The sequence below is a fragment of the Citreimonas salinaria genome (assembly GCF_900107235.1).
In the GTDB taxonomy this organism is placed as follows: Bacteria; Pseudomonadota; Alphaproteobacteria; order Rhodobacterales; family Rhodobacteraceae; genus Citreimonas; species Citreimonas salinaria.
Genome location: NZ_FNPF01000007.1, coordinates 54,787 through 71,780, shown reverse-complemented (window position 1 = coordinate 71,780; position 16,994 = coordinate 54,787). Strand labels below are relative to the sequence as shown.

Annotated in this window: 20 protein-coding genes; 7 read left to right on the top strand and 13 right to left on the bottom strand. The window is 65.0% G+C overall.

Going from position 1 to position 16,994, the window contains the following annotated elements; translation table 11 throughout:
• Nucleotides 1-238: 238 nt before the first annotated feature.
• The 3 genes from BLW27_RS10625 to deoD all read left to right on the top strand — a co-directional run bounded on the left by BLW27_RS10625 (nt 239) and on the right by deoD (nt 3,353).
• Entirely contained in the window at nt 239-2,206 is a 1,968-nt protein-coding gene (locus tag BLW27_RS10625; RefSeq protein WP_089883259.1) for a protein meaA, read from the top strand.
• 117 nt (nt 2,207-2,323) lie between these two features.
• Complete coding sequence (locus tag BLW27_RS10620) at nt 2,324-2,644, top strand: H-NS histone family protein (RefSeq protein ID WP_089883067.1); 321 nt, start codon at nt 2,324-2,326, stop codon at nt 2,642-2,644.
• 1 nt (nt 2,645) lies between these two features.
• The gene (gene deoD, locus BLW27_RS10615; RefSeq protein ID WP_089883064.1) at nt 2,646-3,353 is read left to right on the top strand and encodes a purine-nucleoside phosphorylase; all 708 of its coding nucleotides are present in this window, start codon (nt 2,646-2,648) and stop codon (nt 3,351-3,353) included.
• Between the two features lie 69 nt (nt 3,354-3,422).
• Here the strand turns inward: deoD and BLW27_RS10610 are convergent, their stop codons facing one another.
• From BLW27_RS10610 to BLW27_RS10560, 11 genes are all read right to left on the bottom strand, one after another.
• Entirely contained in the window at nt 3,423-4,268 is an 846-nt protein-coding gene (locus tag BLW27_RS10610) for an urea carboxylase-associated family protein (RefSeq protein WP_177177873.1), read from the bottom strand.
• 28 nt (nt 4,269-4,296) lie between these two features.
• On the bottom strand, nt 4,297-4,494 hold the full coding sequence (locus BLW27_RS10605; RefSeq protein WP_089883060.1) for a hypothetical protein: 198 nt from the start codon (nt 4,492-4,494) through the stop codon (nt 4,297-4,299).
• Nucleotides 4,495-4,573: 79 nt separating this feature from the next.
• Nucleotides 4,574-5,353, bottom strand: coding sequence for a succinate dehydrogenase iron-sulfur subunit (locus tag BLW27_RS10600; RefSeq protein WP_089883058.1), 780 nt, complete (start codon nt 5,351-5,353; stop codon nt 4,574-4,576).
• 32 nt (nt 5,354-5,385) lie between these two features.
• Nucleotides 5,386-5,709, bottom strand: coding sequence for a hypothetical protein (locus BLW27_RS10595; protein WP_089883056.1), 324 nt, complete (start codon nt 5,707-5,709; stop codon nt 5,386-5,388).
• Nucleotides 5,709-7,526 carry a succinate dehydrogenase flavoprotein subunit gene (sdhA, locus tag BLW27_RS10590; protein WP_089883054.1) on the bottom strand — a complete coding sequence of 606 codons (1,818 nt, stop codon included), beginning with the start codon at nt 7,524-7,526 and terminating at the stop codon, nt 5,709-5,711. The genes BLW27_RS10595 and sdhA overlap by 1 nt, the downstream gene beginning before the upstream one ends.
• 40 nt (nt 7,527-7,566) lie before the next feature.
• On the bottom strand, nt 7,567-7,938 hold the full coding sequence (locus BLW27_RS10585; RefSeq protein WP_089883052.1) for a succinate dehydrogenase, hydrophobic membrane anchor protein: 372 nt from the start codon (nt 7,936-7,938) through the stop codon (nt 7,567-7,569).
• Nucleotides 7,939-7,949: 11 nt separating this feature from the next.
• On the bottom strand, nt 7,950-8,333 hold the full coding sequence (sdhC, locus tag BLW27_RS10580; RefSeq protein ID WP_089883050.1) for a succinate dehydrogenase, cytochrome b556 subunit: 384 nt from the start codon (nt 8,331-8,333) through the stop codon (nt 7,950-7,952).
• Between the two features lie 218 nt (nt 8,334-8,551).
• The gene (locus tag BLW27_RS10575; protein ID WP_089883048.1) at nt 8,552-9,580 is read right to left on the bottom strand and encodes a MaoC family dehydratase; all 1,029 of its coding nucleotides are present in this window, start codon (nt 9,578-9,580) and stop codon (nt 8,552-8,554) included.
• Nucleotides 9,577-9,780: a DUF1737 domain-containing protein gene (locus tag BLW27_RS10570; RefSeq protein WP_089883046.1), complete on the bottom strand. Its 204-nt coding sequence runs from the start codon at nt 9,778-9,780 to the stop codon at nt 9,577-9,579. The genes BLW27_RS10575 and BLW27_RS10570 overlap by 4 nt, the downstream gene beginning before the upstream one ends.
• A 64-nt stretch (nt 9,781-9,844) precedes the next feature.
• Nucleotides 9,845-10,396, bottom strand: coding sequence for an NnrU family protein (locus tag BLW27_RS10565; protein ID WP_089883044.1), 552 nt, complete (start codon nt 10,394-10,396; stop codon nt 9,845-9,847).
• 4 nt (nt 10,397-10,400) lie between these two features.
• A complete protein-coding gene (locus tag BLW27_RS10560) occupies nt 10,401-11,252 on the bottom strand; it encodes an HpcH/HpaI aldolase/citrate lyase family protein (RefSeq protein ID WP_089883257.1) in 852 nt (283 codons plus the stop codon).
• Nucleotides 11,253-11,556: 304 nt separating this feature from the next.
• Here BLW27_RS10560 and BLW27_RS10555 point away from each other — a divergent pair, with 304 nt between their 5' ends.
• Entirely contained in the window at nt 11,557-11,868 is a 312-nt protein-coding gene (locus BLW27_RS10555) for a hypothetical protein (protein ID WP_425429293.1), read from the top strand.
• Nucleotides 11,869-11,901: 33 nt separating this feature from the next.
• Here the strand turns inward: BLW27_RS10555 and BLW27_RS10550 are convergent, their stop codons facing one another.
• Complete coding sequence (locus tag BLW27_RS10550) at nt 11,902-12,657, bottom strand: sulfite exporter TauE/SafE family protein (RefSeq protein ID WP_089883040.1); 756 nt, start codon at nt 12,655-12,657, stop codon at nt 11,902-11,904.
• A gap of 160 nt (nt 12,658-12,817) precedes the next feature.
• Here BLW27_RS10550 and mdh point away from each other — a divergent pair, with 160 nt between their 5' ends.
• Nucleotides 12,818-13,780, top strand: coding sequence for a malate dehydrogenase (gene mdh, locus BLW27_RS10545; protein WP_089883038.1), 963 nt, complete (start codon nt 12,818-12,820; stop codon nt 13,778-13,780).
• 77 nt (nt 13,781-13,857) lie between these two features.
• On the opposite strand, the gene BLW27_RS10540 is transcribed toward mdh, so the two are convergent.
• Nucleotides 13,858-15,000: a coiled-coil domain-containing protein gene (locus BLW27_RS10540; RefSeq protein ID WP_089883036.1), complete on the bottom strand. Its 1,143-nt coding sequence runs from the start codon at nt 14,998-15,000 to the stop codon at nt 13,858-13,860.
• A 280-nt stretch (nt 15,001-15,280) separates the two neighbouring features.
• Here BLW27_RS10540 and sucC point away from each other — a divergent pair, with 280 nt between their 5' ends.
• Together sucC and BLW27_RS10530 are read left to right on the top strand one after the other, a co-directional pair.
• The gene (gene sucC / locus BLW27_RS10535) at nt 15,281-16,474 is read left to right on the top strand and encodes an ADP-forming succinate--CoA ligase subunit beta (RefSeq protein ID WP_089883035.1); all 1,194 of its coding nucleotides are present in this window, start codon (nt 15,281-15,283) and stop codon (nt 16,472-16,474) included.
• 20 nt (nt 16,475-16,494) lie between these two features.
• Nucleotides 16,495-16,980 carry a hypothetical protein gene (locus BLW27_RS10530; protein WP_089883033.1) on the top strand — a complete coding sequence of 162 codons (486 nt, stop codon included), beginning with the start codon at nt 16,495-16,497 and terminating at the stop codon, nt 16,978-16,980.
• Nucleotides 16,981-16,994 lie beyond the last annotated feature (14 nt).

Here is a 16,994-nt window from a genome sequence, read left to right as displayed (position 1 = left end):
ACCCTTTCCGTTCAGTCCCGACCTGCCGGCGCAGCCAGCGCTGCGGAGGCATCACCGCCGCGACAGCCCCCGCACACCGGAGGCCGGCTCAGCGCATAGCGCTTGCCGAAGCGATCGGAACAGGAAATCCTGCGACTAGGCGCGCTGCAGCGCAGCGAATTGACAGAGACATATTATGTCTATTATGTATGACTTGACGCAACAAGATTGCATGATCAATTCGCCACCGGAGACCCCGATGACCGATACCCCCTCTCGCGATAAGCCTTGGCTGATCCGAACCTACGCAGGCCATTCGACTGCATCCGCGTCAAACGCACTTTACCGCGGCAACCTTGCCAAGGGACAGACCGGGCTGTCGGTGGCCTTCGACCTGCCGACGCAGACCGGCTATGACAGCGACCACGTGCTGGCGCGCGGCGAGGTGGGCAAGGTCGGCGTGCCGATCTGCCACCTGGGTGACATGCGCACGCTGTTCGACGGCATCCCGCTGGAGCGGATGAACACGTCGATGACCATCAACGCGACGGCACCATGGCTCCTGGCGCTCTACATCGCGGTGGCCGAGGATCAGGGCGCGGACATCGCCATGCTCACCGGCACGGTTCAGAACGACCTGATCAAGGAATACCTCAGCCGAGGCACCTATATCTGCCCGCCCGAGCCCAGCCTGCGCATGATAGGCGACGTGGCTGAATACTGCCTGACCCACGTGCCGAAATGGAACCCGATGAACGTGTGTTCCTACCACCTGCAAGAGGCCGGCGCCACGCCCGAGCAGGAGCTCGCCTTTGCGCTGGGCACCGCCTGCGCCGTGCTGGACGAGCTGCGCCCCCGCGTGCCCGAGGCCGATTTCGGGCGCATGGTCGGGCGCATCAGCTTCTTCGTGAACGCGGGCATCCGCTTCGTCACCGAGATGTGCAAGATGCGCGCCTTCGTCGACCTGTGGGACGAGATCCTCGTTGAACGCTACGGCGTGGCCGATAAGAAATACCGCCGCTTCCGCTACGGCGTTCAAGTGAACAGCCTCGGCCTGACCGAGCAGCAGCCCGAGAACAACGTCTACCGCATCCTGATCGAGATGCTGGCCGTTACGCTGTCGAAGAACGCCCGCGCGCGGGCGGTGCAGCTGCCGGCGTGGAACGAGGCGCTGGGCCTGCCCCGCCCCTGGGACCAGCAATGGTCGATGCGGATGCAGCAGATCCTGACCTATGAAAGCGACCTGCTGGAATACGAGGACCTCTTCGACGGCAACCCGGCGGTCGAGCGCAAGGTTGCCGCGCTGAAAGAGGCCGCGCGGGCCGAGTTGGCGAACCTGGACGGGATGGGCGGGGCGATCCGCGCGATAGAATACATGAAGGGACGGCTAGTGGAATCGAACGCGGTCCGCGTCGGCCGGATCGAGCGCGAGGAAACCGTGGTGGTCGGCGTGAACCGCTTCACCGGGACCGAGCCCTCGCCGCTGATGGGCGAGGATGGCGGCATCCTGAAGGTCGATCCGGGAATCGAGGCCGAGCAGGTCGGTCGGCTGCAGGCTTGGCGCGCGGCGCGCGACGGCGCGGCGGTAAAGGTGGCGCTAGCGGATCTGCGTGCCGCGATGCGCGAGGGGCGCAACGTGATGCCCGCCTCGATCGCCTGCGCGAAGGCCGGCGTCACCACTGGCGAATGGGCCGGCGAGATGCGCGCAATGCACGGCGAATACCGCGCGCCCACCGGGGTTTCGGCATCGCGCAGCAACATGACCGAGGGGCTGGACGATATCCGAGAGGCCGTCGATGCGGTCAGCGACCGGCTGGGCCGGCGGCTGAAGCTCCTGGTGGGCAAGCCCGGACTCGATGGCCATTCCAATGGCGCCGAACAGATCGCGTTCCGCGCGCGCGATTGCGGCATGGAAATCGACTACGCGGGAATTCGGCTGACACCGGAACAGATCGTCGACGCGGCCGGCGACGGCGCGCACGTCATTGGGCTTTCAATCCTGTCGGGCAGTCATGTCCCCCTCGTCGAGGACGTGCTGCGCAGGCTCCAAGAGGCGGGGCTTTCGGAAACCCCCGTGATCGTCGGCGGGATCATTCCCGACGCGGACATAGCGCGGCTGCGCGCAATGGGTGTCGCGAAAGTCTACACGCCGAAGGATTTCGCTTTGAACGCGATCATGATGGATATCGTCAATCTCGCCGATCGAACGAATGTCGCCGCCGAGTGACGCTCGATAGGCGGAATGGCGCCCTATTTTGTGTCACCTCCTGACCGGCGTGCGGATCAATGTTGCAATGCGTGTTGTTTCTTCATACAGGGATCGAAAATAAGCGAGGATACCGGAATGGCAATCGATCTCGACAAACTGTCACGCGACGAACTGGTGAAACTCATTTCCGATGCGGAAAAGGCGCTCAAGACGCTCGAGGCACGGCGTAAGGCCGAAGCCAAGCGTGCCGCCGAAAAGGCCGCGCAGGAATACGGTTTTTCGCTCGATGACGTGGTGTCGGGTGGCAGCGCGAAGGGCGGCAAGGGTCCGAAGGGCGCACCGAAATACGCACATCCCGAAAATCCCTCTCAGACCTGGACCGGCCGCGGCCGTCAGCCCAACTGGGTGAAGACTGCGCTGGAAAGCGGCAAGACGCTCGAAGACCTGAAGATCTGAAATGACCGTCCATATCGACGCAAAGCCCGGGCAGATCGCGGAAACGGTGCTGATGCCCGGCGATCCGCTGCGCGCGCAATGGGCGGCGGAAACCTTTCTGGAGAATCCTGAATGCGTGAATCGCGTTCGGGGCATGTTCGGCTTTACCGGAACGTGGAAAGGCAATCGTGTGACGATCCACGGGTCGGGGATGGGAATGCCCAGCCTTTCGATCTACGCCAATGAGTTGATCCGGGATTACGGCGCCAAGACCTTGATCCGTATCGGCTCCTGCGGCGCGATGCAGGAACGCGTTGCGATCAGGGACGTCATCATTGCAATGACGGCCTCGTCTCTTTCGACCCCTTCGCGCGGCATCTTCCGCGATCTCAATTATGCGCCCTGCGCGGATTACGGATTGCTGCGCTCCGCGGCCGATGCCGCGCTTGCGCGGGGGATCACGCCGCATATGGGGGGCATCTATTCGTCTGACGTCTTCTATGACGAACGGCCGGACCTGAACGAGGAAATGATGCGGCACGGCATCCTGGGCGTCGAAATGGAAGCGGCCGAGCTTTACACGCTGGGGGCGCGCTACGGCGTCCGCGCGCTTGCCGTGCTGACTGTCAGCGACCACCTGGTGACGCACGAGGCGCTGCCATCCGAGGATCGCGAGCGGTCCTTCGGTGACATGGTCGAGATCGCTCTTGAGGCGGCCTTTCCAGGCTAGCCCCACGCGCCGGCTGAGAGGGGCTCTGCCCCTCGCGCTCTCCGCGGTGCTTTTCCAGTTAAAGGGCGCTCAACGGCCGTGGCTGCGATCGTAGCTGTTCTTCGCCGGCGGCTGCCATCCGGCCAGCGTGGCGGGATCGGGGGCTAGGATCTCGACCCGCAGAGGGTGGCAAGCGGCCGCGTCCGAGGAATGCTCGGCCGAACAATCGCCGCCGGGACAGGCGCTGAGCGCGCCCAGCAGGTCGATCTCGGCGAACAGGGTAAGCGCGTCTCCGGGACGTACCGGGCTTGCCTTCATGAAATACTGCCCGGTATCGCGGGTGAAGCCGGTGCACATGAAGACGTTCAGCACGTCGTGCACGTGTCCTTCGGCGTCGGACAGCGGCAGGTCCAGCACATCGGCCAGCGCGCGCGTCAGGTTCGAATGGCAGCAATGGTGGTACTGCGTACCGGCCAGCAAATTGCCAGTATAGGGATCGCAACGCGTGCCGATGACATCGTGCACCGAACCGCCGAAGTCGTCGATGCCATACCAGACGAGGCTGTCCCCGACGATCGTCGCCAACGGCCGCAAAGTGGGAAATCCTGACCAGAGCCGATCGCCGGTAGACACGTGCGTGCCGTGCAGCGCGCGGGTCTTGCCCGAATAGAACCGCTCGGACAGGTCGTGCGCGTTCCACAGATTGAGGTCGCCGACCTGCGCGCCCTCGATGCATGCGATGCGGAAGAAGTGCCCGGCCGGTACGCGGAAGGTGCCAGCGTCGCGCGGGGGCACGGTCACAGTGTCCGTGACCCGCGCCGAGGCCAGCGCCTTGCCGTAGAGCGCGAGGTCGGGCTTCGGCAGCCTGTGGACCGGATAGCAGATCACCGGCGGCACGGCGCGGCGGGCCTTGGCGTCGTCGGGTGCTTCGGTCATGTGCATCCTCGCTGGGTTCCTCGTTGGATCAAGTCGGGCCGCCATCGCGCAGGCACGTACGGGGCGCCTTGCCCGCCGGCGCCCGGGTCGTGACGCCGCAATTGACGCAGGTCCAGACGCTGTCGCCAGCCTTGGGGTATTCGCGCCAGCGGCAGGCTCGCGTCTTCCGGTTCGAGAAGATCGCGATCAACACGAAAGCGATTATCAACCCGGCGATCACCAGCATGCGCGAGGCACTGCAACGGGATGATACCGGCGCGCGACGGCGCCGGCCGAGGGCCGCCAGACTGGGCCCGCAAGAACCATCAGACCGCGCGGTCGAGCATCATCTTCTTGATTTCCGAGATCGCCGCCGCCGGGTTCAGCCCCTTGGGACAGGTCTTGGCACAGTTCATGATCGTGTGGCAGCGATACAGCTTGAACGGATCCTCGAGGTCGTCTAGCCGCTCGCCGGTCGCCTCGTCGCGGCTGTCGATGATCCAGCGATAGGCATGCAGAAGAGCTGCGGGTCCAAGATACCGGTCGCCGTTCCACCAGTAGGACGGGCAGGACGTCGAGCAGCAGGCGCACATCACGCATTCATACAGCCCGTCGAGCTTCTTGCGGTCCTCGATCGACTGCTTCCATTCCTTCGCGGGGCGGTTGGTTTTGGTCTCGAGCCACGGCATGACGGACTCGTGCTGCGCGTAGAAATGGGTGAGGTCGGGGATCAGGTCCCGGACCACCGGCATGTGCGGCAGCGGGTAGATCTTCACATCGCCCTTGATGTCGTCGAGACCGTAGATGCAGGCGAGGGTGTTGATGCCGTCGATGTTCATTGCGCAGGAGCCGCAGATCCCTTCGCGGCACGACCGGCGGAAGGTCAGGGTCGGGTCGATCTCGTTCTTGATCTTGATCAGCGCGTCCAGGACCATCGGGCCGCACTTGTCCATGTCGACGAAATAGGTGTCGACGCGGGGATTTTCGCCATCGTCCGGCGTCCATCGGTAGATCTGGAACTTCCGCACGTTGGTGCCGCCCTCGGGCTTTGGCCAGGTCTTGCCGGTGCGGATCTTCGAGTTCTTCGGAAGGGTGAACTGAACCATGTCAGACTCCTATGGGTCGGGCCGTGCAGGGCTCAGCCGGCCTGTTGCAGCAGGACCGGCAGCCCCCGGGTTCCTAGGCAATTGAGCGTCTCGGGCTTGGTAATGATCTGGCCGACCACCTCTGCCGTGGCAGGGGTCGGGCCAAGGGCCGCGTCGGCGGCCAAGGCTCGGATCTGCGCCGCGGTTGCATTGTCGATCACGCAGTCGATGGCCGGCTCGACCGGCAGGCCCGGGAAGCGATCGACCACCACCCGCGTGACGACCGATCGCGCGGCCTCGCGCGCAAAAGCGTCCTGCACCTGCGGCGAGCAACCGGCAAGCGTCAGAGCGGCGCCGGCTAAGAAGGCCCCTCGCATCAGAATGTCCGCGTCTTCGGCGCGATGCGCTGCAACTCGATCCCGCCCTGATCTTCCGTGGTCAGAGGCTCGGTGATCACGGGACGGAAGCTCAGATCGACCTCAGTGGCGTTTATCTGGTCGCCGCGCATCCGCGAGATCGTATGCACGCGCCACTTATCGTCATCGCGGTCGGGATGATCCTCGTGTGCGTGGGCGCCGCGGCTTTCGGTGCGTGCCTCGGCCGACACGATGGTCGCCAGCGCGTTTGGCATGAGGTTGGTCAGTTCCAGCGTTTCCATCAGGTCAGAATTCCAGACCAGGCTGCGATCGGTGACCTTCAGGTCGTCCACCTTTTTCGCGATCCCGGTCATCTCCCTGACGCCGTTCGACAGGGTTTCGGACGTGCGGAAGACGGCAGCGTCGCGCTGCATCGTCTTCTGCATTTCCAGCCGCAGTTCGGCCGTTGGCGTCTGGCCGTCGGCATGGCGCAGGGTGTCGAAGCGGTCGAACGCCTTGTCGATCTGCGACTTCGGCGCGACAGGCACCGCGCTTTCCCGATCGACGGTCTTTCCCGCGCGGATCGCGGCGGCGCGGCCAAAGACCACAAGGTCGATCAGCGAGTTCGAACCGAGGCGGTTCGCACCGTGCACACTGGCGCAGCCGGCCTCGCCCACGGCCATCAGACCGGGAACGACGGCGTTCGGGTCGCGCTCGGTCGGGTTGAGGACTTCGCCCCAGTAGTTGGTTGGGATGCCGCCCATGTTGTAGTGCACGGTCGGGATGACGGGGATCGGCTCCTTGGTCACGTCGACACCGGCGAAGATCTTTGCGGATTCCGAGATGCCCGGCAGACGTTCGGCCAGCGCCTCTTTCGGCAGGTGCGATAGGTTCAGGTGAATGTGGTCGCCATGCTCGCCCACGCCGCGACCTTCGCGGATCTCCATGGTCATGCAGCGGCTGACGTAGTCGCGCGGCGCAAGGTCCTTGTAGTTGGGCGCGTAGCGCTCCATGAACCGCTCGCCTTCCGAGTTCGTCAGGTAGCCGCCCTCGCCGCGCGCCCCCTCGGTAATCAGGCAGCCCGAGCCGTAGATGCCGGTCGGGTGGAACTGCACGAACTCCATGTCCTGCAGCGGCAAGCCGGCGCGGGCGACCATGCCGCCGCCGTCCCCGGTGCAGGTATGGGCACTGGTCGCGCTGAAATAGGCGCGCCCGTAGCCACCGGTCGCCAGCACCACGGTCTTGGCGTTGAACACGTGGAACGTGCCATCGTCGAGCTTCCAGCACAGGACGCCGCGGCAGGCGCCGTCCTCCATCAGCAGGTCGATCGCGAAATACTCGATGTAGAATTCGGCCTTCTGCTTCAGACTCTGGCCATAGAGCGTGTGCAGGATCGCGTGACCCGTGCGGTCCGCGGCGGCGCAGGTGCGCTGCACCGGAGGGCCTTCGCCGAACTCGGTCGTATGCCCGCCGAATGGCCGCTGGTAGATCTTGCCCTCTTCGGTACGGCTGAAGGGCACACCGTAATGTTCGAGCTCGTAGACTGCCTTGGGCGCCTCGCGCGCGAGGTACTCCATGGCGTCGGTGTCGCCCAGCCAGTCGCTGCCCTTGACCGTGTCGTACATGTGCCACTGCCAAGAGTCGGGCCCCATGTTGGACAGCGATGCGGCGATGCCACCCTGCGCGGCCACGGTGTGCGACCGGGTCGGGAACACCTTCGTCACGCAGGCGGTGCGCAATCCCTGCTCGGCCATGCCCAATGTCGCCCGCAGGCCCGCGCCGCCGGCCCCCACCACGACCACGTCGTAGTCATGCGTTTCGTACTCGTATGCAGCCATCTATCCTGCTCCGTCTGAAATGGTCGCGACCGGGGGCGCCTTACAGCGCCAGCCGCGCGATCGCGAAAAGGCCGACGCCCGCGGCGCCGTAGCTGATGCACGTCATGCCCAGCAGAAGCCACTTTTCCCACGGGCCGTGAACGTAGTCCTCGACCAGGGTCTGGAAGCCGTCGTTGAAGTGCTTGAAGGACACCACGATCGTCAGCGCGGCGACGATCGCCGGGAAGGGGCGCGAATAGTAGATCAGCACCTCGGTATAGGTGCCGCCGAGCGCGGCGCCGAAGGTGAAGACGAAAAGCGGGATCAGGATCAGCAGCGCGACCGAGCTTTTCTTCATGCTCCAGGCATGCTGCGTGCCGGTTTTGGCCGACCCCATGCCTTCGGCACGCTTGCGATCTGTCAGGAATGCCATGGCGTATCTCCTCAGATGACCAGAACGGTCACGATGGTCAGCACGACCGAACCGCCGATTACGGCCCAACTCAGCATGTCGGTGCTATCGATGTCCATGAGATGCCCGAAGTCCCAGATCAGGTGTTGAACGCCTGCCAGCGTGTGATACCACAGCGCCCATAGCGACAGGAACAGCACCAGGTCGCCGAACCACGAGGTGAGGACGCCGTCCGCCGTAGCAAATGCCTCGGGGCCGATCGCGGCGGCCAGCAGCCACCAGACGATCAGCAGCATGCCCACCAACAGCGCGTTGCCGGTGATGCGCGTGAAGATCGAGGTGATCGAGTTGAGCTGCGGCCGGTAGACCTGCAGGTGCGGTGAAAGCGGGCGATTGCCCCGGTTCACGTCGGCCATCTGGACATCCTTTCGGTTCCCTTGGGCTTGCGTTGTAATGCTTTTGCGTCGGCTGTCACGGGCTGCCGTCGGCGCAGGACCCAGTTTTTTGGCGCAATTCGGCGGATTTTCATATCTTGTGATCACAGGTATCAGAACTGTGATCACGCTTTCGGCGCCGCGCGGCATGCCACGGCATGCACAATAGGCGCGAAAGTGATTCTGTCAGCCTTTTTGCTTCACAGCGGCATCAGCGCCCAGTAGTCCAAGTCGAGCAGAACGTGCGGCAGATACCTTCCGTCCTCGCCCCGCAGGGTGGACGGCTCGCCGCCCTTCGTTGCGACCAGCCGCAGCCGGATTGCCCCCACGCCGGGTGCATCGCATTCCGCGACATCCAGCACTTCGGACCACGCGCGGATGGTATCGCCGGCCAGGCAGGGGTTCGCATGCGCGCCGCCGTTCAGCCCCACAATCATCTGCGCGTTCGCCAGCCCGTTGAAGCTGAGTGCGCGCGCCATCGAGATCACGTGCCCGCCATAGATCAGGCGGCCCTCGGGGCGTACGGTCAGGTCGAAATGCACCTTGGCGGTGTTCTGCCACAGGCGTGTGGCCAGCATGTGCTCGGCCTCTTCGACTGTCACGCCGTCCACGTGGTCGATCACCTCGCCCACCGTATAGTCGCGCAGGCGGTGCGGCTCTCCGGCGAGGGTGAAGTCGTAGCGGGTGAAATCCAGCCCCTCGGGGAGCACGAGGTCCAGGGCGTCGAGCGCGCCCCGCAGTTCCGGCACCACCGTGTCGGGTGCAGGCGCGTCGGCGTCGCGCTTGCGCACCATCACCCAGCGGACATAGTCGAGCACGATCTGCCCGTGCTGGTTCACACCCTCGCTGCGCACCCAGACCACGCCGGTCTTCCCGTTCGAGTTCTGCTTCAGCCCGATCACGGTCGAGCGCGCGCGCAGGGTGTCTCCGGGCCAGACCGGGCGGTGCCAACGACCCTCGACGTACCCCAGGTTGGCCACGGCATTCAGCGAAATGTCGGGCACCGTCTTGCCGAAGACCAGGTGGAAGGCCATCAGGTCATCTATCGGCGACGCCGGCAGCCCGCATGCCTGCGCGAAGACGTCCGAGGAATGCAGCGCGTGCCGCGCCGGATACAGCGCATGATGCAGCGCGCGTTCGCCTCCCGACACCGTGCGCGGCACCGCGTGGTCAATTACCTGTCCGACACTGTAATCCTCGAAGAAGCGCCCGGCGCTGGTCTTGCTCATTGCTCGCCCAACTTCATGCCGGGCGCGTACGTGCCCTCGACCTCTTTGACGACAGCCTGGCCGCAGCGCATGACACCGTTCGCCGCATCGAACGCGTAGGTCGGGTCGCCGTGGAGGCTCCACCCCTTGCTCAAGGCCTCCGTCACCTTGTGGCAGAACGCCGATGTGTCATCTTCGGACAAAAAGCGGTAAAGTTTCATTGGCTTGCCTCGTGTTCCTTATGCGATACAATGGATTGTATCGGTACGATCGGCGGGCGACGCGTCACCTCGGGAAAGGCCAAACACCCAGCCATGCGTGGATGGCGGCGATCGCGGCAAATGCGACCAGCGTGATGATCACCAGCTTGACGTCGCCCTTCGGCTCGCCACGCGCGGGACGCACCCAGTCCTCGGAGCGGTTGATGACGATGACCTCGGCCACGGCCCAAAGCAGCAGCCCGCCGAACAGGATGATCGAAGCCAGATCGCCGTTCACCAGCAGGTGCGCCACGGCCCAGATCTTGACCGCGGTCAGTTGCGGATGGCGCATCACGCCGCGCAGCCGTCCGGTGGTGGCCGACATGCCGAAGACGAAGATCGCCAGCAGCATGAGCAGATTGTTCACGTGCACCAGGAAGGCGGGCGCATACCAGACTTTGATCATATCGGTGCCGCGATAGCCGATCACCATCAGCACGACACCGCCCAGTATGAATGCGGCGAACAGCCCCTTGCCGCCGTCGCCCATGCGCGCGCGACGCTCGGGGGCGATGCGCTTGAACATGTGGCCCAGTACCCAAAGGGCGAGGCCGAGGATCAGGAGGACGTAGGACATGGGCTCACTCCGCCGTGAGGGTTTCGATCGCCTCGGCTTTTGCCAGAGTTTCGCGCGCCGTGTCCACGTGCAGGTTCTCGACGATCTTGCCGTCGACCACGGCGACCCCCTGCCCCTGCGCCACCGCTTCGTCAAAGGCGGCGATCTGGCGGCGCGCCAAGTCGATTTCCTCGGCGGTGGGCGCGAAGGCGGTGTTGGCGCTGTCGATCTGTGCGGGATGGATCAGGGTCTTTCCGTCCATGCCCATGTCGCGGCCCTGCTCGCACTCCGCCCGCAGGCCGTCCTCGTCCTTGAAGGCGTTGTAGACGCCGTCGACGATCACGCAGCCATGTGCCTTCGCGGCCAGCACGCACAGCCCCAGACCCGCCATCAACGGCATCCGGTGGGCCCGAAACCGCGCGCCCAGGTCCTTGGCCAGGTCGTTGGTGCCCATTACCAGCCCGGCCAGTTTCGGATGCGCGGCTATGCGGTCCGCGGCCAGCATGCCCTTGGGCGTCTCCATCATTGCCCAAAGCGGCTTGTCCGTCAGGGCGGCCAGCGCGTCCAGATCTTCGGGGCCGTTCACCTTGGGCAGCAGCACGGCGTCGCAGGGCACGTCGGCCACCGCCTGGGCGTCGGCACGGCCCCACTCGGTGTCCAGCGCGTTGATCCGCACGAGCGTCAACCGCCGGCCGTAGCCTTGCGCCAGCGCATCCGCCAGCATGACCCGCGCCGCGACCTTCTCGGACGAAGAGACCGCGTCCTCGAGGTCGAAGATGATCGCGTCGACCGGCAGGGTGCGCGCCTTTTCCAGCGCGCGCGCCTTCGAGGCGGGAATGTAGAGGACGGACCGGCAGGGGCGTGTGCGCATGTCCATGAGCACCTCCTCGAGAAACATTGTTGCTCAGCAAGTGGCCATCTTTCGCGCGCCCCTTCAAGCGCCGAAATGCGAAAGCGCGGTTATGCAGCACTGGTGGCGCGGACGCCGGCAAAGTCCCGAGATTTTTCGGCAACGTCCGACGCGTTAACCATACATTGGGGAAATCTTCCGGAATGTGAGGCTGTCGAAAGGGCCGGGACGCGTCGATCGGAGGGATGCACCGGATCGAGGGGACACAATCTCCGGACGGCTTCGGGAAAGGGCCTCCGGTGCGTGCCGAAAGGGTGACGCGATGACGAAGATGACGGCGAAACTGATCGTGCTCTCGATCGCACTGGCGTCGGGTGCGGCCACCTTGGCCCAGGCGGAAACGCAACCGCGCAACTGCGCGCCGCGCGACACGGTGATCGAGCGGCTGGCCGCGAAATACGGCGAAACGCGCAAGAGCATCGGGCTTGGCAAAAATGCGGTGATGGAGGTTTTCGCCTCGGCCGCGACCGGCACGTGGACGATTACGCTCACCACGACCGGCGGGCTGACCTGCCTCGTCGCCTCTGGCCAGGCTTTCGAGAACATGGCCGACGTCCTGCCGCCGCAGGGCGAAGCCGTATGAGATCGGCCGGGGGCCATGCCCCCGGCCTTTCGATCAGGTGACGGCGATCCAGATCAGCCTGACGCCCGTCACGGCCAGCAGCGTGTAAGTCACGCCGAAGAAAAGCTTTTCCGACACGAGCGTATGCGCGCGGATGCCGATCCAGGTGCCCAGAAGCGCGAAGGGCGCCAGGGCCGCTGCCAGCAGAAGCGTTTCGGTCGTAAAGATGCCCATGCCGGCATAGAACCCCGATTTCAGCAGGTTCACCGCCCAGAAGACCAGCACGGTCGTCGCCTGGAACGCCGTCTTCGACATCCCCCGCCCCAGAAGGTAGACTGCAGCCGCGGGGCCGCCGGCGTGGCTGACGAAGCTGGTGAACCCCAACACCACTCCGGCCACCGTTCCCGCGACAGGTCCGGGCTTGCAGGCGGCGGCGCGGATGATGCCCCGGGCCTGGCCCAATCGCCACGCGACGAAGCTCAGCGACACGATCCCGATCAGCAGGCGGATCGCATCGGGGCTGGCCGCGGCATAGAACGCCGCCCCCGCCAGTGTGCCGGGCACCGCGCCCAGCAGCAGCACCCGCGCCGCCGACCACTCCCAGCGGCGCCAATAGGCGCGCAAGCTTGTCACGTCGATCAGCATCAACAGCGGCAGCATCAAGCCCAGCGCCGCGCCGGGCGGGATCACCAGCGCGAGAATCGACGCGCTGGCAAAGGCGGCGCCGGACCCGAAGCCGCCCTTCGAAACGCCGGCGAAGATCACCGCGGGCACCGCGATCAGGAAAACCGACCAGCTGAGGATTTCCACGGCGCGCTCCGGAAAAAGCCAAGGATGCGCCAGCCTTACTCACAGCCTGCGGCGCGGGACAACCCTGCGCCGCGCCCCCTGCCGCGGCGCGGCGGCCTTGCGCGCGACGCGGCAAAGGCCTACTCACGCGCCAGTCAAACCGAAGGATCGGAGAACATCCATGGCCAGACCCAAGATCGCCCTCATCGGCGCGGGACAGATCGGTGGCACGCTTGCGCATCTTGCCGCCATGAAAGAACTGGGCGACGTCGTCCTGTTCGACATTTCCGAGGGTACCCCCGAGGGCAAGGCGCTCGACATCGCTGAATCCGGCCCGTCCGAGGGTTTCGACGCGCGGCTGAAGGGCACTTCGGATTATGCCGACATCGCAGGTGCGGATGTCTGCATCGTCACCGCGGGCGTTCCGCGCAAGCCGGGGATGAGCCGCGACGACCTGCTGGGCATCAACCTCAAGGTGATGAAGGCCGTGGGCGAAGGTATCCGCGAAAACGCGCCCGACGCCTTCGTGATCTGCATCACCAACCCGCTGGACGCGATGGTCTGGGCGCTGCAGAAGTTCAGCGGCCTGCCGACCGAGAAGGTCTGCGGCATGGCCGGCGTTTTGGACAGCGCGCGCTTCCGCCACTTCCTCTCGCTCGAATTCGACGTGTCGATGAAGGATGTCACCGCCTTCGTCCTCGGCGGGCACGGCGATACGATGGTCCCGCTGACGCGCTATTCGACCGTGGCCGGCATTCCGCTGCCCGACCTGGTCAAGATGGGCTGGACGTCGCAGGAGAAGCTGGATGCGATCGTGCAGCGCACCCGCGACGGCGGCGCCGAGATCGTCGGCCTGCTGAAGACCGGCAGCGCGTTCTACGCGCCCGCCACCAGCGCGATCGAGATGGCCGAGTCCTACCTGAAGGACCAGAAGCGGCTGCTGCCCTGCGCGGCCTATTGCGACGGCGTCTTCGGGCTGGACGGGTTCTACGTCGGCGTGCCCACGGTGATCGGGGCGGGCGGTGTGGAGCGCATCGTCGACATCAAGCTGACCAAGGACGAGCAGGCGATGTTCGACAACTCGGTCGCCGCCGTGAAGGGCCTGGTCGAGGCGTGCAAGGGCATCGACGACAGCCTCGCCTGAACCAGCCACAATCGGGAAATGAAAAAGCGCCCCGATTTCGGGGCGCTTTTGTTTGCGAACAGGCAAGCCGCAATCGGTCAGTCGGCATCTTCCGGCACGACCACCAGCCGCCCCGCCGGCGCTACAGCGCCGTCCGACGTCTCGGCCTCATCGGCAGTGGCAGGGGTGTCGCCTGCCTGGCCCTCTTCGGACGCGCCGGATTGATCGCCCAGCGGAACGAGAACCCTTTCCTGCATGTCCGCGCCTTCGGACGCCGCGCCCTGTTCTTCACCGATGGACGCACCTTCTTCGCCCGTTCTCTCCTCTATCAGCTCGTCTGCGTCCTGACCCGACGCCGCCGCGCCCTGTTCCAGCGTCAGGGCGTCGTCCTCGGACAATGTCGACGAGATCGCTTGTTCGATCTGCAGCAGGCGGTTGGAACGCTGTTCGACCTGCGCCGTGAGGCTCCTGACGAGTTCCTGCAGCTCGTTGCGTTGCTGAAGTTGCGCCGCAACCAACTCCTCGAGTTCAAGCCGGCGCGCGTCCAGCTGACCGGTGGATTGTTCCAGTTCCGCCTGCCGCGCCTGAAGGTCTTCGACCTCCGTGCTCAGCGTATTGACCCGTCCACGCAACTCGGTTTCCTGGCGGACCGCAGCCTGCAGGTCTTCCTGCGCCGAGACGAGGGTTTCCGACACCGCGGCGCTCTCCTCGTTCAGGCTAGACAGGGTTTCGCGCAGTTCGGCCTCTTGCTGGCGGGCCTCTTCGAGCCGCTGCGATACGCCCTGAAGCGACTCCTCGCGGTCGGTGATCTGGTTCTGCAGTTCAGCGCTGCGGTCGTCGAAGGTGGAGATGGTCTCCTGTAAGGGCTGGGCTTCTTCTTGCAGCGTCTGCACTTCCTGCTCACGCTGGGCGACGGTTTCGGACAACGTGGCGCTTTCCTCTTCCAGGTCGGCGATCCGCGCGTTCAACGTCTCGACCTCGGACTGAAGTTCTGTACGCTGCTCTTCGAGCTGATCCAGCTGCGGACGAAGCTCTGCAAGTTGAGTCTCCAGCTGCTCGACCGTTCCGTAGGCTGTCACCTGCTCGGCCAGCTGCGTCTCGACCGTGCGCAGGTCCTGCGCCAACCGGTCCTCGAGCTGCGATTTCGTCACCGAAAAGTAGATCGCCAGAAGCCAGCCTACCGCCAGGACCAGCCAGAATATGATGCGTTTCATGTCCGAGGACCCGGTACGTTGCGCCATGATGCCCTTCCTCTTCCCAAAGCGTAATATGCAGCGGGGCAACGCTGCCTCGGCGACAACAGTTCCCTTGCCTGAAACCGCTTGCACCTGATTCGCAGCACCACAGCGCAACGGCCCCGATCCCGCGATCGCAATGTGATCACAGCTTTCGAGCGTGTGATCACATAAGGCGGAAAATCGCCGGTCCGGACCGGATCGGGCAATTAATCGTTTAACCTGTGGGTGTAGGCACGCGTATACCGCGAAAAATCGCAAGCAAAATGACGGGGACAGTCGACCCATGAACATTCACGAATACCAGGCCAAGGCCCTGCTGCGCAGCTACGGCGCGCCGGTGTCCGACGGCCGTGTCGTCCTGCGCGCCGAGGAAGCCAAGACCGCCGCGTCGGCGCTGGACGGCCCGCTCTGGGTGGTCAAGGCGCAGATCCACGCCGGTGGCCGCGGCAAGGGCAGCTTCAAGGAATCCGATGCGGGCGAGGCCGGCGGCGTGCGTCTGGCCAAGTCGGTCGAGGAAGCCGAGCAGGAGGTCAAGCGTATGCTCGGCCGCACGCTGGTGACCAAGCAGACCGGCGAGGCCGGCAAGCAGGTCAACCGCATCTACATCGAGGACGGGTCGGGCATCGAGACCGAGATGTACCTGGCCCTGCTGGTCGACCGCCAGACCAGCCGCGTGTCCTTCGTCGCCTCGACCGAGGGCGGCATGGACATCGAGGAGGTGGCCGAAAACACCCCCGACAAGATCCTGTCCTTCAGCGTCGACCCCGCCACCGGGTACCAGCCGTTCCACGGCCGCCGCATCGCCTTCAACCTCGGGCTGGAAGGCAAGCAGATCAAGCAGTGCGTCGCGCTGATGGGCACGCTCTACAAGATGTTCGTCGAGAACGACATGGAGATGCTCGAGATCAACCCGCTGATCGTCACCGACGGCGGCGACCTGAAATGCCTCGACGCCAAGATGAGCTTCGACGGCAACGCGATCTACCGCCACCCAGACATCGCCGAACTGCGCGACACGACCGAGGAGGATTCCAAGGAGCTGGAAGCCTCGAAGTACGACCTCAACTACATCGCGCTCGACGGCGAGATCGGCTGCATGGTCAACGGCGCGGGCCTAGCGATGGCGACGATGGACATCATCAAGCTCTACGGCGCCGAGCCTGCCAACTTCCTCGACGTGGGCGGCGGCGCCACCAAGGAGAAGGTGACCGAGGCGTTCAAGATCATCACGTCGGACCCGAACGTGAAGGGCATCCTGGTCAACATCTTCGGCGGCATCATGCGCTGCGACGTCATCGCCGAGGGCGTGATCGCCGCGGTGAAAGAGGTCGGCCTGAAGGTGCCGCTGGTTGTGCGCCTCGAAGGCACCAACGTCGACAAGGGGAACGAGATCATCTCGAACTCCGGCCTCGACGTGATCGCGGCCGACGACCTCAAGGACGGCGCGCAGAAGATCGTGAAGGCTGTCAAGGGGTGACACGCGCGCGGCTTTTTTCCATGGGCACCGCGCTGGTCGCGGCGCCGATGGCCCTCGCGCAGGACGATCCCACCGTGGCGCCCGAAGCGCTGGCGGGCTTCGCGCTGGACGTGTGCGTCGTTACCGCGGACGCGCCCGACATGGGCGAGACGATCGGAGACTTCACGCAGGTCACGCAGGACGAAGGCTCGGCCCGCTACGAGCATCCCCAGGGGCTCACGCTGGCCTTCGCCATGCGTCAGGATTTCTTCTCCTGCGAACTGGTCGTGCCCGAGGCGTCCGAGGCATTCTTCTCGGCGCTCTACGCCTCGTTCGGCACCGAGATCCAATCGCGGTTCGAGGCCGACGACTTCGAACAGGTCGAGGACGGGCAGGTCTGGGAAATCTACACCGAAGACGGCCTGCTGGTCGAAACCGAACTGCAACAGGACGAGGGCGGCCGCATCACGCTGACCTCGAGCACCGAAACCGCGCAGACGCCTCCCCGCGCGCGCGATACAAACTGAACGGAAGGGACAGA